23 protein-coding genes, 1 pseudogene and 1 riboswitch are annotated in these 23,582 nt (G+C 63.1%); of the genes and pseudogenes, 12 read left to right on the top strand and 12 right to left on the bottom strand.

All coding sequences use genetic code 11. The features are described from left to right. Positions 1 to 98: 98 nt before the first annotated feature. The 3 genes from LK440_RS17345 (at position 99) to LK440_RS17335 (ending at position 4,384) form a co-directional block, all read left to right on the top strand. Positions 99 to 1,793 carry a DEAD/DEAH box helicase gene (locus LK440_RS17345; protein ID WP_025341261.1) on the top strand — a complete coding sequence of 565 codons (1,695 nt, stop codon included), beginning with the start codon at positions 99 to 101 and terminating at the stop codon, positions 1,791 to 1,793. Between the two features lie 130 nt (positions 1,794 to 1,923). Continuing rightward, complete coding sequence (locus LK440_RS17340; protein WP_005011985.1) at positions 1,924 to 3,144, top strand: ISL3 family transposase; 1,221 nt, start codon at positions 1,924 to 1,926, stop codon at positions 3,142 to 3,144. A gap of 61 nt (positions 3,145 to 3,205) precedes the next feature. Beyond that, positions 3,206 to 4,384 carry a class I SAM-dependent methyltransferase gene (locus tag LK440_RS17335; RefSeq protein WP_005016909.1) on the top strand — a complete coding sequence of 393 codons (1,179 nt, stop codon included), beginning with the start codon at positions 3,206 to 3,208 and terminating at the stop codon, positions 4,382 to 4,384. 18 nt (positions 4,385 to 4,402) lie between these two features. On the opposite strand, the gene LK440_RS17330 is transcribed toward LK440_RS17335, so the two are convergent. Together LK440_RS17330 and LK440_RS17325 are read right to left on the bottom strand one after the other, a co-directional pair. Further along, positions 4,403 to 5,497, bottom strand: a complete 1,095-nt coding sequence (locus LK440_RS17330; RefSeq protein ID WP_005016911.1) for a tRNA CCA-pyrophosphorylase — start codon at positions 5,495 to 5,497, stop codon at positions 4,403 to 4,405. Beyond that, positions 5,494 to 7,533 carry a lytic transglycosylase domain-containing protein gene (locus LK440_RS17325; protein ID WP_005016914.1) on the bottom strand — a complete coding sequence of 680 codons (2,040 nt, stop codon included), beginning with the start codon at positions 7,531 to 7,533 and terminating at the stop codon, positions 5,494 to 5,496. The genes LK440_RS17330 and LK440_RS17325 overlap by 4 nt, the downstream gene beginning before the upstream one ends. Positions 7,534 to 7,653: 120 nt before the next feature. Between LK440_RS17325 and LK440_RS17320 the strand changes: the two genes are divergently transcribed. The 6 genes and pseudogenes from LK440_RS17320 (at position 7,654) to LK440_RS17295 (ending at position 13,688) form a co-directional block, all read left to right on the top strand. Continuing rightward, entirely contained in the window at positions 7,654 to 8,331 is a 678-nt protein-coding gene (locus tag LK440_RS17320) for a 5-formyltetrahydrofolate cyclo-ligase (protein WP_005016917.1), read from the top strand. Between the two features lie 267 nt (positions 8,332 to 8,598). Beyond that, positions 8,599 to 9,991: pseudogene (locus LK440_RS17315) on the top strand (circularly permuted type 2 ATP-grasp protein). A gap of 2 nt (positions 9,992 to 9,993) precedes the next feature. Then, entirely contained in the window at positions 9,994 to 10,926 is a 933-nt protein-coding gene (locus LK440_RS17310) for an alpha-E domain-containing protein (protein ID WP_005016919.1), read from the top strand. A 13-nt stretch (positions 10,927 to 10,939) separates the two neighbouring features. Further along, positions 10,940 to 11,743 (top strand): transglutaminase family protein, encoded by an 804-nt coding sequence (locus LK440_RS17305; RefSeq protein WP_005016921.1) that lies wholly within the window; start codon positions 10,940 to 10,942, stop codon positions 11,741 to 11,743. Positions 11,744 to 11,775: 32 nt separating this feature from the next. Beyond that, positions 11,776 to 12,639 (top strand): proteasome-type protease, encoded by an 864-nt coding sequence (locus LK440_RS17300; RefSeq protein ID WP_005016923.1) that lies wholly within the window; start codon positions 11,776 to 11,778, stop codon positions 12,637 to 12,639. Between the two features lie 98 nt (positions 12,640 to 12,737). Beyond that, positions 12,738 to 13,688: an IS481-like element IS481 family transposase gene (locus LK440_RS17295; RefSeq protein ID WP_005016926.1), complete on the top strand. Its 951-nt coding sequence runs from the start codon at positions 12,738 to 12,740 to the stop codon at positions 13,686 to 13,688. On the opposite strand, the gene LK440_RS17290 is transcribed toward LK440_RS17295, so the two are convergent. Genes LK440_RS17290 through LK440_RS17275 form a run of 4 tightly spaced genes read right to left on the bottom strand, consistent with a single transcriptional unit; the run spans position 13,685 to position 15,420 of the window. After that, positions 13,685 to 14,164, bottom strand: coding sequence for a DoxX family protein (locus LK440_RS17290; RefSeq protein WP_005016929.1), 480 nt, complete (start codon positions 14,162 to 14,164; stop codon positions 13,685 to 13,687). The genes LK440_RS17295 and LK440_RS17290 overlap by 4 nt on opposite strands. Then, positions 14,127 to 14,399, bottom strand: a complete 273-nt coding sequence (locus LK440_RS17285) for an HvfC/BufC family peptide modification chaperone (RefSeq protein ID WP_005016932.1) — start codon at positions 14,397 to 14,399, stop codon at positions 14,127 to 14,129. The genes LK440_RS17290 and LK440_RS17285 overlap by 38 nt, the downstream gene beginning before the upstream one ends. Then, positions 14,363 to 15,127 (bottom strand): DUF692 domain-containing protein, encoded by a 765-nt coding sequence (locus tag LK440_RS17280; RefSeq protein ID WP_076879514.1) that lies wholly within the window; start codon positions 15,125 to 15,127, stop codon positions 14,363 to 14,365. Before LK440_RS17280 ends, LK440_RS17285 begins: the two co-directional genes overlap by 37 nt. Positions 15,128 to 15,162: 35 nt before the next feature. Further along, positions 15,163 to 15,420: a hypothetical protein gene (locus tag LK440_RS17275; RefSeq protein WP_005016938.1), complete on the bottom strand. Its 258-nt coding sequence runs from the start codon at positions 15,418 to 15,420 to the stop codon at positions 15,163 to 15,165. A gap of 276 nt (positions 15,421 to 15,696) precedes the next feature. Here LK440_RS17275 and LK440_RS17270 point away from each other — a divergent pair, with 276 nt between their 5' ends. Beyond that, a complete protein-coding gene (locus tag LK440_RS17270; protein ID WP_005016939.1) occupies positions 15,697 to 16,686 on the top strand; it encodes a tripartite tricarboxylate transporter substrate-binding protein in 990 nt (329 codons plus the stop codon). Positions 16,687 to 16,739: 53 nt separating this feature from the next. Here the strand turns inward: LK440_RS17270 and metF are convergent, their stop codons facing one another. From metF to LK440_RS17245, 5 genes are all read right to left on the bottom strand, one after another. Continuing rightward, on the bottom strand, positions 16,740 to 17,582 hold the full coding sequence (metF, locus tag LK440_RS17265; RefSeq protein WP_005016941.1) for a methylenetetrahydrofolate reductase [NAD(P)H]: 843 nt from the start codon (positions 17,580 to 17,582) through the stop codon (positions 16,740 to 16,742). After that, entirely contained in the window at positions 17,582 to 17,917 is a 336-nt protein-coding gene (locus tag LK440_RS17260; RefSeq protein ID WP_005016943.1) for a phage holin family protein, read from the bottom strand. Before LK440_RS17260 ends, metF begins: the two co-directional genes overlap by 1 nt. Before the next feature lie 62 nt (positions 17,918 to 17,979). After that, positions 17,980 to 19,401, bottom strand: a complete 1,422-nt coding sequence (ahcY, locus tag LK440_RS17255) for an adenosylhomocysteinase (RefSeq protein ID WP_005016945.1) — start codon at positions 19,399 to 19,401, stop codon at positions 17,980 to 17,982. 98 nt (positions 19,402 to 19,499) lie between these two features. Beyond that, positions 19,500 to 19,607, bottom strand: a riboswitch (S-adenosyl-L-homocysteine riboswitch). Positions 19,608 to 19,661: 54 nt separating this feature from the next. After that, positions 19,662 to 20,705: a glycosyltransferase family 4 protein gene (locus LK440_RS17250; protein WP_005016947.1), complete on the bottom strand. Its 1,044-nt coding sequence runs from the start codon at positions 20,703 to 20,705 to the stop codon at positions 19,662 to 19,664. 67 nt (positions 20,706 to 20,772) lie between these two features. Beyond that, the gene (locus tag LK440_RS17245; protein WP_005016949.1) at positions 20,773 to 20,994 is read right to left on the bottom strand and encodes a DUF1289 domain-containing protein; all 222 of its coding nucleotides are present in this window, start codon (positions 20,992 to 20,994) and stop codon (positions 20,773 to 20,775) included. A 226-nt stretch (positions 20,995 to 21,220) separates the two neighbouring features. Here LK440_RS17245 and LK440_RS17240 point away from each other — a divergent pair, with 226 nt between their 5' ends. Next, a complete protein-coding gene (locus tag LK440_RS17240) occupies positions 21,221 to 21,433 on the top strand; it encodes a ParD-like family protein (RefSeq protein ID WP_005016951.1) in 213 nt (70 codons plus the stop codon). After that, the gene (map, locus tag LK440_RS17235) at positions 21,430 to 22,194 is read left to right on the top strand and encodes a type I methionyl aminopeptidase (RefSeq protein WP_005016952.1); all 765 of its coding nucleotides are present in this window, start codon (positions 21,430 to 21,432) and stop codon (positions 22,192 to 22,194) included. Before LK440_RS17240 ends, map begins: the two co-directional genes overlap by 4 nt. Before the next feature lie 54 nt (positions 22,195 to 22,248). Here the strand turns inward: map and metK are convergent, their stop codons facing one another. Then, a complete protein-coding gene (gene metK, locus LK440_RS17230) occupies positions 22,249 to 23,412 on the bottom strand; it encodes a methionine adenosyltransferase (RefSeq protein WP_005016955.1) in 1,164 nt (387 codons plus the stop codon). Positions 23,413 to 23,582: the final 170 nt, after the last annotated feature.

Below are 23,582 nucleotides of genomic sequence, written 5' to 3'. Positions count from 1 at the left end.
CTTGGTTGCTTGCACTACGCGCACGGTTGATTCGGTCGGCACGATGCTTCCATCAACCGTTGCCTGGTCCCGGGGCTGATTAATGCTGCCCGCCGCCCATGCATCTGCGCCGTCCTGTGCGGCAAGGAAAAGTTATGTCTTTTGAAGACTTGGGCCTGGCGCCCAGCATTCTCTCCGCCCTGCAAACTGCTGGTTTTACCGAGCCCACTCCTGTGCAGGCCGCCGCGATTCCGCGCGCCCTCGCCGGTGCCGATCTCATGGTGTCCTCGCAGACTGGCAGTGGCAAAACCGCCGCTTTCATGCTGCCTGCCCTGAACCGCGTTGCCGACATGTCGCCCAACAAAGGCGTGGGCGTGCAAATCCTGGTGTTGACCCCAACCCGCGAACTGGCTCTGCAAGTGGCTGACGCAACGGCTGCCTATGGCGCCAACCTGCCTGGCCTGCGCGCGACCACCGTCGTCGGCGGCGTGCCTTACGGCGCCCAGCTCAAGGCGCTGTCGCGTCGTGTCGACGTGCTCGTGGCCACGCCCGGCCGCCTGATCGATCACCTCAAGGCTGGCCGCGTCAAGCTCAACACCGTGCACACCCTGGTGCTGGACGAAGCCGACCGCATGCTGGACATGAGTTTCATCGAAGATATCGAGACCATCATTGAGCGCCTGCCGGAAAGCCGTCAGACGCTGTTGTTCTCGGCCACCCTGGACGGCAGCGTTGCTCGCCTGGCCGAAAAAATGATGCGCTCGCCCGAGCGTATCGAAATCTCGGGCCATCGCGACAAGCACGCCAACATCACGCAAAGCTTGTTGTACGCCGACGATTCCTCGCACAAATTGCGCCTGCTGGATCACCTGCTGCGCGACACGCGCCTGGATCAGGCCATCGTCTTTACCTCCACCAAGCGCGGTGCCGATGAACTGGCCGATCGCTTGGCCGAACAAGGTTTTGCCGCCGCAGCTTTGCATGGCGACATGAACCAGCGCCAGCGCACCCGCACTCTGACCCAGCTGCAACGTGGCCAGGTACGCGTGCTGGTGGCTACCGACGTCGCCGCTCGCGGCATCGACGTCCAAGGCATCAGCCACGCCGTGAACTTCGACCTGCCGCTGCAGGCCGAAGACTACGTGCACCGTATCGGCCGTACCGGCCGCGCCGGACGCGACGGCCTGGCCTACACCCTGGCCGTGCACTCCGAGCGCCACAAGGTTCGCCGTATCGAGCATTACATCGGTCAGACCATTGCACCCGAGACCATCGCTGGTCTGGAACCCCAACGCACGGCCCGCCCCAGCAGCGGCGGCCCGCGTTTTGGTGGCAACAAGCGCCCTGGCGAGCGCCGCTTCGGCGATCGTCCGCAAGGAGACCGTCCGCAGGGCGACCGCCCCCAACGCGACTTCGGTGATCGCCCCCAGCGCAGCTTCGGCGACCGTCCCCAGCGCGACTTCGGTGATCGTCCCCAGCGCAGCTTCGGCGACCACCCCCAGCGTGACTTCGGTGATCGTCCCCAGCGCAGCTTCGGCGACCGCCCCCAGCGCGACTTCGGTGACCGTCCTCAGCGCAGCTTCGGCGACCGCCCCCAGCGTGACGCCGGTGACCGTCCCCAGCGCAGCTTCGGCGACCGTCCCCAGCGTGACTTCGGCGATCGTCCCCAGCGCAGCTTCGGCGACCGCCCCCAGCGCGACGCCGGTGATCGTCCCCAGCGCAGCTTCGGCGACCGCCCCCAGCGCAGCTTTGACAACAAGGGCGCCGCTGCAGGCAAGCGTTTCAGCAAGCCGGCCGGCGACCGCCGCGGCTGATCACTAGCCACCCTGAAGACCGGGCCCGTGCAGGGCCCGGTTTTTTTTGGTTCATCGCGGAATAGCGTGGAGCCGTGCTTGATTGCCGTTACGCTTGATCCTTGATTTTTCAAGGATCAAGGCCGGGATCATGCTGGACCGCAAGACGATCGAGAGGTTGGGTGGGTGGGAAGGTTATCGGGTGGAGCGGGTCGTGTGGCCTGAAGGTGAGAGCCGGACGGTCACGATTTACCTGAAGCCTTCAGCGCGAACGATGCACTGCGAGCACTGCGGCAACCGATGTCGGCAGGTGCATGAGACGACCACGCGCCGGGTGCGGGATCTGCCGCTAATGGCGCTGCGAGTGACGCTGGTAGTGCCGCGTCGGCGGGTCTGGTGCGAGCAGTGCGGTGGACCGCATCTGGAGAGGCTGAGCTGGCTGGGCCGTTACCAGCGAGTGACCGACCGGCTGGCCGAGGCGGTCAGCCAGTTGCTTGAGTCCAGCAACATTCTGGCCGTGGCGCGCTTCTTCCAACTGGGTTGGCACACGGTCAAGGCGCTGGACAAGGCCCTGCTGCGACGGGCGATCCAAGAGCCGGACTGGAGCCAGATCCACTACCTAGCGATGGACGAGTTCGCTCTACACAAGGGCCATCGTTATGCCACGGTCGTTGTCGATCCGATCCGCCGTCAGGTGCTATGGATCGGTGATGGCCGCTCGCGCGAGACGGCCAGAGCCTTCTTCGAACAACTGCCAACAGGAGTTGCCCAGCAGATCCGGGCCGTAGCGATCGACATGACGACGGCCTATGAGCTGGAGATCCAGGCCAACTGCCCCAACGCCGAGATCGTCTACGACCTGTTCCACGTCGTGGCCAAGTACGGCCGTGAAGTGATAGACCGGGTGCGTGTAGACCAAGCGAACCAGTTGCGGCACGACAAGCCGGCCCGCCGGGTGATCAAGTCCAGTCGCTGGCTACTGCTGCGCAATCGCAAAAACCTCGATCCGTGCCAATCGGTAAAGTTGGACGAGTTGCTCCAGGCCAACCAGCCCTTGCTCACCGCTTATCTGATGCGCGATGAGCTCAAACAGCTGTGGTTCTACCAACACCCCGGCTACGCCCGCCAGGCATGGGATCACTGGCTGCAACAGGCTCAGGGCAGCGGCATCGCCGCCTTGGCTCACTTCGCGCTCAAGCTAAAAGCCTATCTGCACGGGATTCTGTCTCGCTGTCGCCACCGGCTCAACACCAGCATCGTCGAGGGCATCAACAACACCATCAAAGTCATCAAGCGCCGCGCCTACGGCTACCGCGATCAGGAGTACTTCTTCCTCAAGATCCGGTCTGCATTCCCCGGTATTCCTCGATGAACTTTTTTTCGCCTGGCGTGGCCTCACTGCACGCGCCGGGCCCCCGTGGGAAAATAGCATCATGCGATCCACCCGCCCCTCCTCCCTACCCGCCCTGGATGCCGAGGCCAGCGCACATAGCGCACTGGTCGTGGACCACCTGCGTCAGCATATCGCCACATTAGGCGGCTGGCTGTCGTTCGACCACTGGATGGCCCTGGCCCTGTACGCTCCCGGCCTGGGCTATTACACGGCTGGATCGGTAAAGCTGGCCTCCAACGCCGGCCACGCGCGTGAACCTGGCGGCGACTTCGTCACCGCGCCAGAGCTGACACCTTTATATGCCTACACGCTGGCGCGTCAGGCCGCGCAGTGGCTGCAGGCCACGGGCACGAGTCGCATCCTCGAGTTCGGCGCCGGCTCCGGTGCGCTGGCCGAAGGCGTGTTGGCCGAGCTCGACCGGCTGGGTATACAGGTGGAATACGCCATCGTGGAAGTTTCGGCCGATCTGCGCGCCCGCCAGCAGCGCCGGCTCGCACCAAGGGGAGCCCGCGTGCAATGGCTGGACCACCTGCCGGACAGTTTCGAAGGCGTAGTGTTGGCCAATGAGGTGCTCGACGCCATGCCCGTGCGGCTGTTCCATTTTGCAGAAGATGGTCAGGTGCTCGAACGCGGCGTCGGTTGGCAGCAAGGGTTTGTCTGGCAGGACCGGCCGGCCGACCCGGCGTTGGCTCGTACCCTGGCCGCGCGCCTGCCCGCGTTGCCAGGCTATGTATCCGAAATCAATCTGCAAGGGGAGGCCTGGGTCCGCGAGATGGGCCATTGGCTGAAACGGGGTGCCGCGTTGCTGGTGGACTATGGTTTCCCTCAACGCGAGTACTACCATCCTCAACGCGCCGGCGGCACGCTGATGTGCCATCTACGCCATCATGCGCACGCCGATCCCTTCGTAGCCCCCGGTATGCAGGACATCACGGCCCACGTGGATTTCACCGCCATGGCCGACGCGGCGCTGGACGCAGGCCTGCAGGTGCTGGGTTACACCTCTCAGGCCCGCTTTCTCATGAATGCCGGACTGCTGGATCTGCTGGGCCGACTGGATCCCACCGACAGCCGTGCCTATGCACAAGCCACCGCGCCCGTGCAGAAGCTGCTCTCCGAAGCCGAGATGGGCGAGCTGTTCAAAGTGCTGGCCATCGGCCGGGATGTCCCCGCCGGATCCATCGGCTTTGCACGCGGCGACCGGCGCGACACGCTGTAAGCCCGCCCCGCCACCGGGTCAGGCGGCGACTTGCAGAGCCGCCAGACGCGCATGGCGCAAGGCTGCCTTGATACGCACGGCATCACCTGAGCACTGTCTGGCGATGGCGCCAGCATCTATGCCACGCACGGCAGCCAGCGCCCGCGACCATGGGGCGATATCGACCTGGCTCACCACACTGGCCGCCTCGACCAAGGCCAGGAAGCGATCAGGTTTACGCAGGCCATCGCAGCGCTCGATGACGTCCAGGCGCTCGGACGCAGATGCCGCCGGCAACGCCTGCAGCACGAGCGGCAACAAACGCGCCTGATCGGCGCAGTCCCCGGGCACACGCAGCCTGGTGGCCAACGTCTCGCGCTCCGGGCTAAGCCGGGCCAGCAAAGCATAGCGCCCTGGCAACGCAAGCCCGCGCCGCGCCGCTGCATCAAGATCGCCTGCAACGCTGTGCCATTGGCGCAACTGGGGCAGCACGCGCGACAGTGCTCCACACGCATCCCAGATCTGCAGCATGCGTGAAGGCACCGCCTCCATCAGCCCGCGCGACAGCTCTTTCCAGACACGCTCCGGCACCAACGCGTCGACCTCGCCCTCGTCGACCATCTGGCGGCACAGCGCCTGCGTCTCGGCAGCTACGCTGAAATCAGCGAACCGGGCGGCAAAACGCCCCAGCCGAAGAATACGTACGGGGTCTTCCGCGAACGCGGCGCCTACATGACGAAAGCATCGGGCGCGCAGATCCGCCTGGCCATTGAGCGGGTCGACCAGCTCACCTTGCTGCGTGCGCGCCATGGCGTTGACCGTAAAGTCGCGCCGGCGCAGATCCTGCTCCAGACTGACATCCGTGCCGGTATAAAACGTGAAACCCTTATACCCGCGACCGGATTTGCGCTCGGTGCGCGCCAGCGCGTACTCCTCCTTGCTCAGGGGATGGAGAAAAACAGGAAAGTCACCGCCCACCGGAATGAAACCGCGCCGCACCATGTCTTGCGGCGTGGCGCCCACCACCACCCAGTCGCGATCACCGGCCGGCAAGCCCAGCAGGGCATCCCGCACGGCTCCGCCGACGATGTAGACCTCCAGGCCGGCCGTGGCCGCGTCCTCGACTGCGCTCATTGGGACTTTGCCATGACGGCTGCGGGCGGCACCACGTTGCCCAGCCGCTCTTTGAGTGATTGAGGCTGGCCGGTGAACATGGCCGCGTAATAAACCGCGTTCGACATGACGTGCTTGACGTACAGCCGCGTCTCCGTAAACGGTATCGTTTCGGCAAATACAGCACCCTCGACAGGACAGGTGAACGTCGCCCGCCAATTGCGCGGCCGCCCAGGGCCGGCGTTGTAGCCCGCGCTGGCCAGCATCTGCGATCCATCCAGATCGCGTAGCACGATATTCAGATACTGCGTGCCCAACTCCGTATTGACGTCGAAGTCATTGACACTGGCCGGGGTGAAGTCGGTCATACCTATCTTGCCGGCGACCCATTTGGCCGTCGACGGCATGAGCTGCATCAAGCCGGATGCGCCCACATGCGAGCGCGCGTCCATGATGAAGCGCGATTCCTGGCGTATCAGGCCGTAGACCCAGGCCGGATCCACATCCAGCGCACGCGCCTTGGCCGAGACCCGGCCCTCGAAGGGCGCGATATAGCGCTGCAAAAAATCAAACTCGCGCTCCGTACGCTCGGAGGTATTGACGACCCGGTCGTATATCCTTTCGGCTCGGGCCAACTCTGCGGCGGCCAGTAACTGACGGTCGCTCATGCCACGCAATGCGAAATTCCATTCCGGCACCGCCTCGGCGCGCCAGCCCAGCCGGAACATATGGATGGCCCGCACCAGGGCAGGATTGGCGCGCGCGGCGCGGATTTCCGCATCCGTGACAGGTGCAGCTTGCTGCGGCACCTGGATACGCTGGCCTAACTCTTCGGTGGCCAACTGGCCGTAGAAGTTGAACTGATCGGCAATGCGGGCATAGGCGCGGCGCGCTTCAGCGGCATGGCCCTGTGCGGCCTGACCGCGTGCCTTCCAATAGACCCACACTTCTTCATTGCGTTGCGCGGGCGACATCTCGTCTATCGAGGCCACCACCCATTTCCAGTCCACGCGCTGCTGCCGCAGCGCCGAGCGCACTTTCCAGGCATGGTTGTTGTCCGTCATTCGAATGTGGCCGGCCTCGCGATACCAGTCGTAGGCACGCGGATCCAATGCCGTGGCGGCCACCAGCGCGTACTGCCCCCGCACCCAAGCCAGGTGCGAACGGGGCAGGTGACGCGCCCACTCGCGCTCGAGATAGGAGTCGGCCACACTGATGTCGGATCGCGCCAAGCGGGCCAGCGCCAGCGCTACGAGCTCTTTCTCGTTGCGGCCCACGGGCGTTTTCCCCTGCCGCACCAGCCATTTCATGGGGTCACGCATCATCAGGTCGAATGTTTTGACGTCCCGAGGCTCAAACAAATACTGCACCAGTTTGCGTGCGTCGGTGGTCCGATTGCTTTCAATGGCATCGCGCAATGGGGGCAGCAGCTCATCCCAGCCAAGTATGCGATCGGCGACGAGCTGGTCATACAGTGCCCAGCAGGCCGAACCGGGGCTAAAGGCGCTCAAGGCCTCTTCGGCGCTGACCCGCTTGCCCGTCATATGACGGGCGTCCAGCACGGCGCAATTGACCTGGGCGTTACCGGGTTTGGCCGGAGCCAGGCGGCGCACCGTCTCGAAATCTCCGCTGCGCGCCGCCGCCAATATCCAATCGGAGCGCAAGCGGTCTTCGAGATAGCTCCCTGAATTGTCGGCCAGAAAGCGTTCGAGCTGACGGTTCGGTCGCACCCCATTGGGCGGCACGGCCAGTTGATAACGCAACAGCCAATATTGTGGATAGGCACCCAGCACATCGCTGTCTGCCTGTGGCACCAAAGCGCCGAGCACGGACCACTGCTTGCGCGCCACGGCTTCGCGCGCCGCCACCACGGCCTGGCGGGCGCTGGACTCCGGAGACGCAGGCAGACCCGCCAGCACGGCAGACGGCACGGCGATGGGCCGTGCCCCTTGCTGCTGGCCGAGCGAAGCCTGCAGGCCTTGCGGCGGCACGTCAGCACGCTGTTGCGCATCGACAGGCGCACATCCCGCGGCCAGCAACGCCAGCAAGGGCAACATACGTTGCAGGCTGCCTCCTGCGAATGAATTCTGATACCGTTGGGATTGACGCCCCGCTATTACTGTAGGCTTCACCGTCCGCCCCTTCACGTCTCACAACGCTAGACCAGGCCCGCTCGCATGCAGACCCCAAATACTGGAGAGAATACCGCAGTCACGCTGCGCGCGCGATTGCGCCGCCTGCGTGCCGGTGTACCCGAAAACCAACGCAGCCGCAGCGCGCTATTGATGCGTGGCCGGCTGTTTACGTGGCTCAACGTAGCACGCGAGCGCAGCGCCATCCTGGGCCGGCCGCTGCAAAGCGTGGCCGCCTTCTGGCCCATGGCCGAGGAGCCAGATCTGCGCCCTCTGTTACAACAATGGGCCGACAACGGCATCACGGTGGCCCTGCCGGTCGTGCAAGGCGCCGACCGCCCCCTGGAGTTTCACCGCTGGCTGCCGCACGAGCCCATGCGCGCCGGCGCCTATGGCATTTCCGAGCCCCAATCCGGGGCCATCGTCCTGCCGGATGTCGTCCTGGTGCCTACGCTTGGCTATACCGCCCAGGCCGAGCGCCTCGGTTATGGCGGCGGCTATTACGACCGCACACTGGCCGCGCTCACCGCCGCAGGCCACCCGTACACGGCCATCGGCATTGCCTGGGATGAAGGGCTGCTGCCCTCCGACTACACGCCGGCTGCGCACGACATTCCGTTAGCTGCGGTGCTCACGCCATCCGGCTGGGTGCCCGAAGCACCGCTGGAAACCGGCGGCCTGTCCGCCGGACAAGGCACAGTATTCTCACGCACCCTGCGCTGAACGCACCGTTCTGAAGCAACGGCCGGCACCTTTTCTGGTGCGTGTGGCCGCGGTGCAGTCAGGCCGAGCGTCAAAACCAGGCCTGCTGTACTCCTTCAGCCCGCGGCCACCCCGCAATTTCTCGGATCCAGTGGAGGCATACCCGTCGGCGCGAATCCGTCAGAGCTGGCACGGGGCTTGCGTCAGCTTCTGTAAAACGCACGGCCGCCTTGGCCGTGTATTGCAGGAGACGCCATGAAGGACGGCCTGGCTATTGCTTTTGACGAGATGTTCGACGCCCAGGGTCGCGTCCGTCCCCATTATGAAAACTATGCCTACTGGCTCGACGGACAGGCACCCGACATCATGGCCGCGCGCCAGATCGAAGCCGATCTGAACTTCCGCCGGGTGGGCATCACCTTCTCGATGGCCGGAGACGCGGCCGGCACCGAACGACTCATTCCCTTCGATCTCATTCCGCGCATCATCGCCGCGCAGGAATGGCGGCGTCTGGATGCGGGCCTGAAGCAACGTGTGCGCGCACTCAATCGCTTCATCCACGACATCTATCACGATCACGACATCGTCCGTGCCGGCGTTGTTCCGGCCGAACAAGTGTTCCTCAACGCGCAGTACCGGCCTGAGATGCAGGATATCGATGTGGCGGAGGATATCTACTGCCACGTCGCGTGGCGTTGACATCGTGCGCGCAGGCGCAGGTGAGTTCTACGTGCTGGAAGACAATTTGCGCGTACCGTCCGGCGTGTCCTATATGCTGGAGAACCGCAAGATGTCGATGCGTCTGATGCCAGAGGCCTTCGGCAGCAACAAGGTGCGGCCCGTGGCCCACTACCCCGACCTGTTGCTAGACAATCTGCGCGAGGTCGCGCCGGGCGGCAATGTCGATCCGACAGTCGTGGTACTCACGCCGGGCATGTACAACTCGGCCTATTTCGAACATGCCTTTCTGGCACAGCAAATGGGTGTCGAGCTGGTCGAAGGCCAGGATCTGTTCGTCGAGCAAAACACCGTCTACATGCGCACCACGCGCGGGCCGCGCCGGGTGGATGTGACCTACCGGCGGCTGGATGATGATTTTCTGGATCCGCTGTCGTTTCGCGCCGACTCTGCGCTCGGTGTACCGGGTCTGCTATCGGCTTACCGCGCCGGACGCGTCACGCTGGCAAACGCAATAGGCACGGGAATCGCCGATGACAAATCCACCTACCTTTACGTGCCGGAGATGATCCGCTTCTATTTGGGAGAGGAGCCGATTCTGTCCAATGTGCCTACCTGGCAATGCGCCCGTCCCGATGAGTGTTCGCATGTCCTGGCGAACCTGCACGAACTGGTCGTCAAGGAGGTGCACGGTGCGGGCGGCTACGGCATGCTGGTCGGTCCATGCGCCATCCGGCAAGAGATAGACGACTTCAAACTGCGAGTACAAGCCCACCCGGCCAACTACATCGCCCAGCCAACGCTGTCGTTGTCGACGATTCCCACGTACGTGGAATCCGGCGTGGCACCACGTCACGTCGATTTGCGCCCCTACGTGCTGTGCGGCAAGGATATCCGCACCGTGCCGGGCGGATTGTGCCGCGTCGCACTGACCGAGGGGTCGCTGGTGGTCAACAGCAGCCAGGGCGGCGGCACCAAGGACACCTGGGTACTGGAAGACTGATCATGCTGAGCCGAACCGCCGACCATCTTTTCTGGATGTGCCACTACATCGAACGCGCCGAAAGCACCGCGCGCATGCTCGATGTCAATCTTCAGATGTCGCTGCTGCCTCAGGACGCATTGAGCCGGGAAAACTCCTGGCGCGCCTTGCTGCGTATCTCGGAACTGCACCGCCACTACGAATCGCGCCACGAGGAGCTCACGCCGGCCAGCGTGCTGCACTATATGGTGCGCGACCCGGACAACCCCTCGTCGATTCATGCCTGCCTGCGCGCCGCACGAGAGAATGCCCGCGCCGTACGCGGCAGCCTGACCACCGAACTCTGGGAAACCTACAACAGCACCTGGCTTGAGCTGCAAAAGCATCTCGGCTCCGGGCTGCCGGAGCGCAATCCAGGCGAATTCTTCGAATGGGTGAAATTCCGCTCCCACGTCGCGCGTGGCGTGACCCTGGGCACCATGCTCGAAGACGAGGCGCTGTGCTTCCTGCGCCTGGGCATGCATCTGGAGCGTGCCGACAACACCGCGCGGCTGCTGGACGTGAAATTCCACGAAGGCGAACACGGCCCCCAGAATGAGTTCTACCGCTGGTCGGCAATTCTGAGCTCCGTCTCCGGCCTTGAGGTCTACCGCAAAGTGTACCGCGACGTCGTCACTCCCGAGCGCGTGGCCGAACTGCTCATCCTGCGCGGCGACATGCCGCGTTCGCTATTGGCCTCGACACAGGCAGTGGCGGACAACCTCGGCCGGGTCGCCAACCAACGTTCGGCGCAAACCGAAAGGCACGCCGGAATGCTCAGCGCGGAACTGCGGTTTGGGCACGTCGAGGATATTCTGCGCAGCGGTCTGCACGGCTTTCTGGAGACCTTTCTCGCACGCATCAACGACCTGGGCAACCGCATCAGTCAGGACTTCCTGTTGCCGCTGTCGACCTGAAACCGGAGCCAGCATGAAACACCTCATTCGCCACATCACGCACTACCGCTACACCTCGCCGGTGAGCTACAGCATCCAGGTATTACGTCTGACCCCCCGGCAGGACGAACATCAGCGTGCACTGCGCTGGTTCATCGACGCGCCCGCGCCCTTGCAGGAACAGGTCGATGCCTTCGGCAATATCACCCACACACTGACGATGACCCGGCCGCACGAAGAGATTGAACTGCGCGTAACCGGCCACATCGAGATCGACACGCTCGCGCAAGGCCGACTGCCCGAGGAAGAACCTCGCCTTCCCTTGCAGGCCTTCTGCGTGCCCACCGCACTCACCCAACCCAACGACCCCGTGCGGGCACTCGCGCGCGGTGCTTTACCACACGGTCTGAGAACGGCCGAAGATGCACTCAAGCTGGCCGACGTTATCTGCGACCGAGTCCACTATGAGCCTGGCACGACTGACGTCGGCACCGCGGCCGGTGACGTCCTGCGCCTGGGTCATGGAGTCTGCCAGGATCACGCCCACCTCTTCCTGGCATGCGCTCGCGGGCTGGGCGTGCCGGCACGCTATGTCAGCGGCTACCTCTATACTGAGGCCGCCCACGCTGCCAGCCACGCCTGGGTCGATGTCTGGCTTGACGGCCAAGGGTGGATCAGCGTGGACATCACTAACCGGCAATTTGCCTCGGATTGTCACTGTCGGTTGGCAGTGGCCCGCGACTATGACTCCGCTTCGCCCGTGCGCGGAGTGCGCAATGGCGGCGGAGGCGAGGTCATGAGCGTCTCGGTTCAGGTCCAGGCCGCCCATCAGCAGTAAGCCCCGCCATCCCTCTTTATCGCCCCTGCCCCATGACCTATTGCATCGCAGCCCAACTCAACCAGGGTCTGGTCTTTCTATCGGACTCGCGCACCAATGCCGGCGTCGATCAGATCAGCAACTTTCGCAAGCTACATGTTTTCGAGCTGCCAGGCGATCGTGTCATGGTGCTCATGACCTCCGGCAACCTTGCCATCAGTCAAGCCGTGCTCAACGTCTTGGCGGAAGAAAACGCCCGACGCCCGGACTCGATATGGCGGGTCCCCAGTATGTTCGAAGCGACTCGCCGCGTGGGACAAGCAGTAAGACTGGTCTACGAACGCGATGCCGAGGCCTTGCGCGAGCAAGGCGTGGAGTTCAATATCAATCTGATTTTTAGTGGCCAGATCGGCGCTGCGCCATACCGCCTGTTTCAAGTCTATGCCGCAGGCAATTTCATCGAAGCCACGCCGGAGTGCCCGTATTTTCAGATCGGCGAAGCCAAATACGGCAAACCCATCCTTGACCGCGTATTGCAGCCCGACACTCCGCTGGATGAGGCCGCCAAATGCGCACTCATTTCGATGGATTCGACACTGCGCTCGAATATCTCGGTCGGATTGCCGTTGGATCTACTCGTCTACGAGTCGGGGTCGCTGCAGGTGACCCATTTTGCGAGCATCGACGAGCAGAACGAATACTTCGCAATGATCCGTGGCAGTTGGGGAGAGCGGCTGCGCCAGGTGTTCGCTGAGATCCCGGACCCGTTATGGAGCCAGCCGGAAGATCCCGACTCCCTTGTGCCCGCGCATCGTGTGCACCAGCCCATGCGCGTGCGCCCGGCCGGTCTGGCCGATCAGCCTTACGCAGCGCCGCAGCTGCTGGCCCAGGGCGTCCATGCACGGCAAGCCAGTTAGCTGTGAAGATTCAATAGGTTGTATGCATGGTTCATCCGAACCGGATTTGAGAAACTGGAAATCGCCAACCCCCCAGTTCACTCAAGGAGCCCGGCCGGATGAACACCCATAAGCATGCCCGATTGACCTTCCTACGTCGCCTCGAAATGGTCCAGCAATTGATCGCCCATCAAGTTTGTGTGCCTGAAGCGGCCCGCGCCTATGGGGTCACCGCGCCGACTGTGCGCAAATGGCTGGGCCGCTTCCTGGCTCAGGGCCAGGCGGGCTTGGCCGATGCGTCCTCGCGCCCGACGGTCTCGCCCCGAGCGATTGCGCCGACCAAGGCGCTGGCTATCGTGGAGCTGCGCCGCAAGCGGCTGACCCAAGCGCGCATCGCCCAGGCGCTGGGCGTGTCAGCCAGCACCGTCAGCCGCGTCCTGGCCCGCGCCGGTCTGTCGCACCTGGCCGACCTGGAGCCGGCCGAGCCGGTGGTGCGCTACGAGCATCAGGCCCCCGGCGATCTGCTGCACATCGACATCAAGAAGCTGGGACGTATCCAGCGCCCTGGCCACCGGGTCACGGGCAACCGACGCGATACCGTTGAGGGGGCCGGCTGGGACTTCGTCTTCGTGGCCATCGATGACCACGCCCGCGTGGCCTTCACCGACATCCACCCCGACGAGCGCTTCCCCAGCGCCGTCCAGTTCCTCAAGGACGCAGTGGCCTACTACCAGCGCCTGGGCGTGACCATCCAGCGCTTGCTCACCGACAATGGCTCGGCCTTTCGCAGCCGCGCCTTCGCCGCGCTGTGCCATGAGCTGGGCATCAAGCACCGCTTTACCCGACCTTACCGCCCACAGACCAATGGCAAGGCCGAACGCTTCATCCAGTCGGCCTTGCGTGAGTGGGCTTACGCTCACACCTACCAGAACTCCCAACACCGAGCCGATGCCATGAAATCCTGGCTACACCACTACAACTGGCATCGACCCCACCAAGGCATCGGGCGCGCTGTACCCATCTCCAGACTCAACCTGGACGAATACAACCTATTGACAGTTCACAGTTAGCCGCCTCGCCGCTGCCTGCAGCGTCCCAAGCGTCGGTCCAGCGACCAGTCACCCGCGCCGCAGGCAAACAGTGCAAACAGCATCAAGGCCAGCATTAGCGGCACCTTGAAGCCCAATCCCTCATCGGTTTCGATCTGGTTCCACCCCGCCCAGCCGAGATCGAAGTGCACCGAATAGACGGCAACGAAAACGATGTAGATCAGCGCGGCCGCGGCCCAGCGCGTGCACAGGCCGACGATAAGCGCCACACCCAGCGCCAACTCCAGCACGCCGGCGCTGACCCAGTTCAGGTTGGCGGGTAGCCAGACGTGTGGCACGGGAAAGTCCAATCCGCGGAACCAGGCTGGCGCCTGCAGGCCGCCGCTCAGTTTGGTCCACCCCGCCCGAGCAAACTCAAGGCCTGTCCACAGTCGCAGCAACAGAAGCGCCAAGGCCGGCTCAAGCTGTCGTGCGCGCAAGAAATTCCCGAAACTCATGTTGTAAATCCCCATAGAAATGCGACGTCCAGGCTGACTGGCGAACGAAACCCTCGATCAGCGCACGCCAGGCCGGCTCTCCCAGGCCCTGTCGCAAGCCCGGAAAGCTCGCCTCCACCATCTGGCTGGCCCCCAGGTAAACGAGGTATCGGTAGACGCGCATGCCGGCGACGCTGTAACCCGGTGGCACGCGATCGGTCAGACCTCTGACGTAGTCATAAAACGCTGCAGACATTCGAGCTCCCGATTGATCTCCTGCACGCCGGGTATGTCGTTGTCCCATTCCAGCAGAATGGGCAGCCCGTGATGCTCATGCAGACGGAGAGCCCACTGCGCGGTGCTCGCGGACACCCCGCGACTGTGGGTGTCTACATACATGCCAAACCGCGGGTCGAATTCATGACCGGCCACATGCAGATAGCTCACGCGCGACAGGTCGATGTGACTCACGTACCCTTCGATGTCGTGGCCACCGTGGTTTTTGTGGTTGACGTCGATATTGTTCAGGTCGAGCACGATGGCGCAATCCGCCCGGTCGGCCACCTCGGCCAGAAACTGCGCCTCGCACATCTCGCCGACGTTGGTGTACCAGGTGCTGTTCTCCACCCCCATGGCCTGACCGAGGATATCCTGCGCGTGGCGTATCCGATCGGCCACGCGCCGCACTTCGGCTTGTGTGAAGGGGATGGGAAAGAGATCGTAGAGCTGATGGGCGTCACCGCTGGCGGCGAGGTGATCGGAGTAATGGCAACTGCCCAGTTCTTGCATCAAGGCATGGATCGCACGCAGAAATCCTGGATCCAACGCCGAGTCTCCGCCAAGATTGAGCGACACCCCGTGCAAGGCAATACTGCGGCCGCTGGCCAATAGCCGATGCAATGGCGCCCGATCGCGGCGCAGCCAGTTTTCAGGCACTACCTCGAAAAAGTCCGCCTGGACGGCGGACATATCCCACGTGGACATTTCACGCCGGTAACCAAGACCGACGTGGGGAGTCGCTAGTGCTTGGCGCACGAAGCATCCTTTTTGCCGCAGCCGGCATCCGGCTGCTCTGCCGTGGAAGAAGTGCTGCTGCCAGCGGTGTGCTGGCCATTTTTGTCTTTGCTGCCAGTATCGCCCTTAGGCTGAGACGTTTCTTTCTTGCCGCAAGCGCCTGCGCCGCAGGACTGATCCGCGCCTTCGGCCGAGGCGATCGACGCCACCAGCGACGTGGCCAGGGCGGCAATGGTCTTCAGGTAGACGGGGGAAGAGGACATTAATGGACTCCTTGATGAGCTGCACCGGATTGGCACAGAGCTGACATGGAAATGTCAGCCCGATGCTCTCACCCGTATCCCGGCATGGGTAGCGCATATGCCCAATATCGGACGGGCGCTCTGCCTGACGCGGTTTCGCCATGCCGAAGTGGGCTTTCAAGAATCACGAATACCCAGGTGGGCTGCGGCCACGCACACTATGCGGTTACCGCCACGGCCAGCGCGCTCATAAGGATCGCTGCCGGTGACGGCCACAAAAAAAGGAGCGAGACCCTGATGAAACGTACCCCCGTCGGTCGCCGTGCGGCCCTGCTGGCCCTGGGCGGTCTGCTCTCGATGAGCGTTCATGCCCAAGACAAGAATTTCCCCGCGCACGCCCTGACTTTGGTCGTGCCTTTCGCGGCCGGTGGTCCCACGGATGTGGTGGCCCGTTCACTGGGCGCATCGATGAGCAAAACATTAGGCCAGCCCATCGTGGTCGAGAACCGCACCGGCGCCGGCGGCACGCTCGGTCCTTCGTTTGTCTCGCGAGCCCAGCCAGATGGTTATACGCTGCTCATTCACCACAATGGAATGGCTACAGCCCCGGCACTGTACAAGAAACTGCCCTACGACCCCTTGAAGGATTTCGAGTACGTCGGCCAGGTCGCCGATGTGCCAATGACGCTCATGGGCCGCAAGAGCCTGCCGCCCGCCGACATGCCCGCCTTCATCGCCTATGCTCGCGCCAACGGCAACAAAATCAACCTCGCCAATGCCGGACCGGGCGCCGTGTCGCAACTATGCGGCACGCTGCTACAGGATGCCCTGGGCACACAGTTCACGGAAATCCCCTACGCCGGCACGGCGCCTGCCATGAGCGCCCTGCTGGGCGGACAGGTGGATATGCTGTGCGATCAGACCACGCAAACGCTTCCGCAGATCAAAGGCGGCAGCGTCAAACTCTACGGGGTCACCACGCAGGAGCGCATCAAGTCGCTGCCGGATGCGCCCACCCTGGAGGAAAGCGGCTTGAAGGGATTCGAAGTCATGGTCTGGCATGGCATCTACGCGCCCAAGGGCACGCCTAAAGCCCAGATCGACCGCATCAACGAAGCCTTGCGCATTGCGCTCAAGGATCCGGCGTTTGCCACCAAGATGAATGAACTGGGCGCCGAGATCGTGCCTGCGGCCAAGCAGACCCCCGAGGGACTGCATAGCTGGCTGCAGTCGGAAACAACCAAGTGGGGCGGCATGATGAAAAAAGCCGGCATCGAACCTCAATAAGGTTGTACGCCGGCCCGAAGGCGGCACCCGTTCGGGTGCCGTTTTTTTATTGCCTAGCGCTGCAGATTCTTCCAGATACCAAGGATCGCTTCTGATTGATTCAGGGTATAGAAGTGCAGGCCCGGCACGCCGGTATCCAGCAAGGTCTGGCACAGCTCGGTCACCACGTCCTGGCCGAAAGCACGGATGGACGCCTTGTCGTCGCCAAACTCCGCCAGTCGCAGACGTATCCAGCGCGGTAGTTCCGCGCCGCACATTTCCGAAAATCGCGAAAGCTGGCTGTAGTTGGTGATGGGCATGATGCCCGGCACGATAGGAATGCTCACGCCACGCGCCTGCGCCCGGTCGACAAAGTCAAAGTAGGCGTCGGCGTTGAAGAAGTATTGCGTGATGGCCGCGTCGGCGCCGGCCTGGACCTTGGCCACGAAATGGTCGAGGTCGACCGTGGGGCTGGCTGCCTGCGGATGTATCTCGGGATAGGCAGCCACTTCGATGTGGAACCAATCGCCGGTTTCCTCGCGGATGAAACGCACCAGTTCACTCGCATAACGCAGCTCGCCGGCATCGCCCCCCATTCCCGAGGGCAAGTCACCGCGCAGAGCCACCACGCGGCGCACCCCGGCCTGGCGGTAATTGTTGAGGATCTCGCGCAATTGCTCGCGCGAGGCACCGATGCAAGACAGATGTGGCGCCGCATCGCAGCCGAGGTTGGTCAACGTGCGAACGGTGTCTTCAGTACCGGCGCGCGTGGAGCCACCCGCGCCGAAAGTCACGCTGACATAGCGTGGTTGAATCGCCAGCATCTGCTTGGCCGCGCGCACCAGCCTTTCCTGGGCCGCGATATCTCGCGGCGGGAAAAACTCCAGGCTGAACGCGGGAGAGGTTGTGTCAGTCATCAAGGTATCAGATAGGACAGCAGGCCCGAGATGATGCTGTAGAGAATCGCACCCGCCACGGCCCACCAGAAGCCGTTGACCTGGAAGCCGCGCAGAATCGAACCGGCCAGCCAGAACAACAAAGCGTTCAGGATAATCAGGAAGAGACCGAGCGTGACGATAGTGATAGGCAACGTCAGCACGACCAATACAGGCTTGACCAGCATGTTCAACAAGCCCAGAACCAGTGCGGCCAACAGCGCCGAACCGAAGCTGGCCACGGCAATGCCAGGCAAAAGATACGCCACGGCCAGCAGCGCCACCGCGTTCAGAACCCAGACCAGAATCAAAGTCATATCGATCTCCTTTAGTAAAGGGTGGCCTCAACAGCCACCCCTATTGTGCAACATCGCTGCAATCAATAGCGATAATGGCCCGGCTTGAAGGGGCCTTGGACCGGCACGCCGATGTACTGCGCCTGCTCTTGCGAAAGCGTGGTGAGGTTCACGCCGAGTTTTTTCAGGTGCAGACGGGCGACCTTCTCGTCCAGATGCTTGGGCAGTACATACACCTGGCCGCTGGTGTACTGCTCGTTGCGCGTGAACAGCTCGATCTGTGCGATCGTCTGGTTGGCAAACGACGAGGACATCACGAACGAGGGGTGGCCGGTGGCGCAACCCAGGTTGACCAGACGGCCCTTGGCCAGCAGGATGATGCGCTTGCCGTCCGGGAAGATCACGTGGTCGACCTGAGGCTTAATCTCTTCCCACTGGCAATCCTGCTCGATCGCGGCGACGTCGATTTCGTTGTCGAAGTGACCGATGTTGCAGACGATGGCCTGATCTTTCATGGCGTCCATGTGGGCGCGGGTGATCACGTGGTAGTTGCCCGTTGCGGTGACGAAGATATCGGCGTGCGCAGCAGCTTGCTCCATGGTGACGACCTTGAAGCCTTCCATGGCAGCCTGCAAGGCGCAGATCGGGTCGATTTCCGTGACCCACACTTGTGCGCGCAACGCAGCCAGTGCCTGGGCGCAACCCTTGCCCACGTCACCATAGCCGGCAACCACGGCGATCTTGCCTGCCACCATCACATCGGTGGCGCGCTTGATGCCATCGACCAGCGACTCGCGGCATCCGTAGAGGTTGTCGAACTTGGACTTGGTGACCGAATCATTGACGTTGATGGCCGCGAAGGCCAATTCACCCTTTTGCGACATCTGATAGAGACGATGCACGCCCGTGGTGGTCTCTTCGGTCACGCCCTTGATCTGCGCCAGACGGGTGGAGTACCACTTCGGGTCGCGCGCCAGCGTTTCCTTGATGGCGGCAAACAGCACGCGCTCTTCTTCGCTGCCCGGTTTATCCAGCACGGAAATGTCGGTCTCGGCCTTGGTGCCCAGATGCAGCAGCAGCGTCGCATCGCCACCGTCGTCCAGAATCATGTTGGCATGACGGTCTTGCGGCCACTCGAAAATCTTGTGGGTGTACTGCCAGTACTCTTGCAAGGTCTCGCCCTTGATGGCGAACACCGGCGTGCCCGTTGCGGCGATGGCGGCAGCGGCGTGGTCCTGGGTCGAGAAGATGTTGCACGACGCCCAGCGCACTTCGGCGCCCAGAGCAACCAGAGTTTCGATCAGCACCCCAGTCTGGATGGTCATGTGCAGGCTGCCGGCGATACGCGCGCCCTTCAAGGGCTGCGCAGCCGCGTACTCTTCGCGAATGGCCATCAGGCCCGGCATTTCGGTCTCGGCGATGGCCAGCTCACGGCGGCCCCAGCCTGCCAGACCCATGTCGGCGACGATGTAATCGGAAAAGCCTTTATCGGACACTGCGTTCACGGTGTAGATCTCCACGTAAAAAAGATGAACGGCGCACACTGGCCGACCGACGTGAAGAACCATGAAACCATGGCGCCATCACCCTGCCGGCCTAGCGGCTAAGGTGAGCGCCGTTGCAAAGCGCCGCACATGGGGCGGCGCCTGGACACGATCCCTGAGCCTGGCGAGCCGTATATCCGGCTTTCGTCGCAGCGCTCCTCAAGGATGAGCGGCATTGTAGCGGGTCGGACAAGCAGGCGGGAAGCCCCATGCGGCGGGCATCAGACGCCGAGGGCTTGTTCAGGCGTACTTTGCGCTGCCATGCCATCGATGGGCACCAGCGCAGCGAGCAGATCCTGCGCCACAGCATCCCAACTGCGTGTCAGCGCCCAGTCGCGCACCGTACGACGGTCAAGCTGGCGCGCGGCCAGGCAGGCGCGGGCGAGGTCGTCGTCCAGCACGCCGGTCTGGCCTTGACGCACCACAGCCAGGGGCGCCTCGCTGCGAAAGGCGGCCACCGGTGTGCCGCAGGCCATGGCCTCCAGCATGACCAGCCCGAAGGTGTCGGTCAAACAGGGAAAGACAAACGCATCGGCCGCGCTATAGAGCTCGGGCAATTGCGCGTCGCCCTGCGCGCCCAGGAAGTGGGCCTCGGGAAACTGGCGGCGCAGCCGGGCCAGGTCAGGGCCAGCGCCGGCCACCACCTTGCTGCCCGGCAGGTCCAGCGCCAGAAAGGCATCCAGGTTCTTTTCCCGCGCTACGCGCCCGACGGACAGCCAGATCGGACGCGGCAAATGGGCCAGCAATTCCGAAGCCACCGGCTGGAAGTGCGTCGCGTCGACACCGCGCGACCAGATTTTCAGGTTGCCGATACCGCGCGCGGCGACGACATCAGCCACCGTGGGCGTGGGCACCAGCACGCGCTGAGAAGGGCGGTGGAACCAGCGCATGTATCGCCACGGCAAGCCCGCGGGTATCCCCATGCGCGCCTGAAGATAATCCGGGAACATGGTGTGAAACGAGGTCGTGAACCGCCAGCCGCGCTTGAGCGCCATGCTGCGCGCGGCCAGGCCCAGCGGGCCTTCGGTGGCGATATGCAAGGCGTCGGGCACCCATCCTTGCAGCAGGCGCCGCAATTGCCGCCGGGGAGTGAGACACAGCCGCAGGTCCGGCTCTGAAGGCGCAGGTACGGTGCGACTGCCTTCAGGGCTGATGACCCGGACTTCATGACCCCAGGCGCGCAGCAGCGTGCACATGGCCGTCCAGGTGCGAACCACGCCATTGACCTGTGGATGCCAGGCATCCGTTACCAGTGCGATACGCATGCCAAAACCCCAAGGAGACGATGGGGTCGATTAGGCCCGCCACGTATGACAGGGCCAAGACAGGCGCTCAGTTGTTGCGCCGGGGATAACCCTGAGCGCGAATGCGCACCCAGACGTCGCGCTTTTCTTCTTCGGTCATGAAGACCCAGTTGGCGACTTCCATGGCCGTGCGGCCACACCCTCGGCAAATGTCGTCAAACAATGTGGAGCACACGGCCACGCAGGGCGAGTCGGTGGCGGCAAAAACGCCAGACGGGGCAGGTTCGGTCGGATCTTCACGGCTACTCATGGGCGCAAGCTTAGCACCGGGCCTATGTCCCTTTTTGCATAGCCCTATCGCCGACTGGCGATTACGCCACCGTTGGAAAGCCCCCAGTCGCGGCCCTATGAGCTAGAGATCCAGGAGCAACAGAGCAGAGCCGGCCCCTGCCCGCCCTCGCCTGCGGCCCACGGATGAACCCGAGTCCGTGTTAATGATAATATGATTTATATATGAATCATATATCGAGAAACCGATGGGCATCGTAAACATCGACGATGAATTGCACGACCAGATCCGCAAGGCCAGCTCGGTGACATGCCGCTCCATCAATGCACAGGCCGCGTTCTGGATCAAGATCGGCATGTTGTGCGAGCTGAACCCGGCGCTGTCCTTTAACGAAGTACTCGCTAGTCAGTTGCGTGCCGCCGGGGTTCAAACCCCTGCGCTGCAAGAGGCCGCAGCATGATCAAGCGCCCGGACGAAATCGCCCTGATGGCCGAGTCGGGCAGGCTACTGGCCGCCGTATTCGGTCGGTTGGACTCGCTGCCGCTGGCCGGGATGTCCACCATGCAGGTCAACGACCTTGTCGAGCAGTTCATTGTGCAGGAGCTCAAGGCAAGGCCGGCCAGTAAGGGGCAGTATGGCTATGCCTATGCGCTGAACGCGTCACCGAACCAGGTCGTCTGCCACGGCGTGCCGTCGACAGCCGATGTCCTGCGCAATGGCGATATCGTCAACTTTGATATCACCCTGGAGAAAAATGGCCATATCGCCGATTCCAGCAAGACTTATCTGGTGGGAGAGGTCAAGCCCTCGGCTCGACGTCTGGTGCAGGTAACCTACGAAGCCATGTGGCGTGGCATTCTTGCCGTGCGGCCCGGCGCCCGGCTGGGTGACATAGGCCATGCCATCGAGCAGTACGCACGCCAGCATGGGTATTCCGTGGTCCGCGAGTATTGCGGACACGGCATAGGCCGCGAGATGCATGAAGCGCCCGAGGTTCTGCATTGGGGCCGGCCACGCACGGGCCTGGTGCTGCGTGAAGGCATGGTCTTTACCATCGAGCCCATGATCAATCAGGGACGTGCAGACGTGCGCACCGAAGATGATGGCTGGACCGTCGTGACCGAGGACGGCAAACTCTCGGCGCAGTTCGAACACACGGTCGCTGTCACGGCTCACGGCGTACGTGTGCTGACGCTGCGCGCCGACGAAAAACGCAAGTAGTACTGCCCAAAAAAATCCCCTGACTCAAGGCCAGGGGGTTTTGCATGCAGCACCTCAGACAGATTTCTTGAGTGCCTGAACCTTGTCGGTGGCTTCCCAGGAAAACTCCGGCTCGGACCGGCCGAAGTGGCCATAGGCGGCCGTCTTGGTGTAGATCGGGCGCAGCAGATCGAGCATGTTGACGATGCCCTTGGGGCGCAGATCGAAGTGCTCGCGCACGAGCTTGGCGATCTGGTCATCGGGGATCACGCCGGTGCCTTCGGTGTAAACCGTAATGTTGATGGGCTCGGCCACGCCGATGGCATAGCTCACCTGCACCTGGCACTGACGCGCCAGGCCGGCGGCCACGACGTTCTTGGCCACATAGCGGGCCGCGTAAGCCGCCGAGCGATCCACCTTGGACGGATCCTTGCCCGAAAAAGCGCCTCCGCCGTGGGGGCAGGCGCCGCCATAGGTGTCGACGATAATCTTGCGGCCCGTCAGCCCGCAATCGCCTTGCGGCCCGCCGATGACAAAGCGGCCGGTCGGGTTGACCAGGAACTTGGTCTTGGGCGTGATCAGGCCGTCGGGAAAGCAAGGCTTGATGATGTCTTCAATGACCGCCTCGTGGATGGCGGACTGCTCGATTTCGGGCGCGTGCTGCGTCGACAGCACCACGGTGTCGACTTCGACCGGACGGCCGTCGACATAGCGGAAGGTGACTTGCGACTTGGCGTCGGGACGCAGCCACGGCAGGCGGCCGTCCTTGCGCAGCTCGCTCTGACGCTGCACCAGGCGGTGGGCGTACCAGATCGGTGCGGGCATCAGGTCGGGCGTTTCATCGCAGGCGTAGCCGAACATCAACCCCTGGTCGCCGGCGCCCTGATTGAGGTAGTCCTCGGAGCTGCGGTCCACACCTTGAGCAATGTCGGGCGACTGCTTGTCATAGGCGACCAGCACCGCGCAACCCTTGTAGTCGATACCGTAGTCGGTATTGTCGTAGCCGATACGGCGGATCGTGTCGCGCGCGACCTGGATGTAATCGACGTTGGCGCTGGTGGTGATTTCTCCGGCCAGCACGACCAGACCCGTATTGCACAGGGTTTCGGCTGCGACCCGCGCGTTGGGATCCTGCGTGAAGATGGCGTCGAGGATGGCGTCGGAAATCTGGTCGGCGACCTTGTCGGGGTGGCCTTCCGAGACCGACTCGGAGGTGAAGAGAAAATCGTTATTAGCCACGATGCGTCCTTACGTACATGTCCGGCCGAAAGCCGGCCCTCAAGTTGAACGAGGCGCGTTGCGCCCCGGATCTTCCTGGCAAGAAGGGCATCTGGGCGCGACGCTTTAGCGGATTTGAAGCAGCACAAGCTGCAACGTCGCTCCGCAAGTTGTCGGTTAACTCAGCGACT

It is taken from the genome of Bordetella holmesii, assembly GCF_020735985.1.
Lineage (GTDB): Bacteria > Pseudomonadota > Gammaproteobacteria > Burkholderiales > Burkholderiaceae_B > Bordetella > Bordetella holmesii.
Note: the sequence above shows the minus strand (reverse complement) of the source record. Positions and strands in the feature narration are given on the sequence as shown.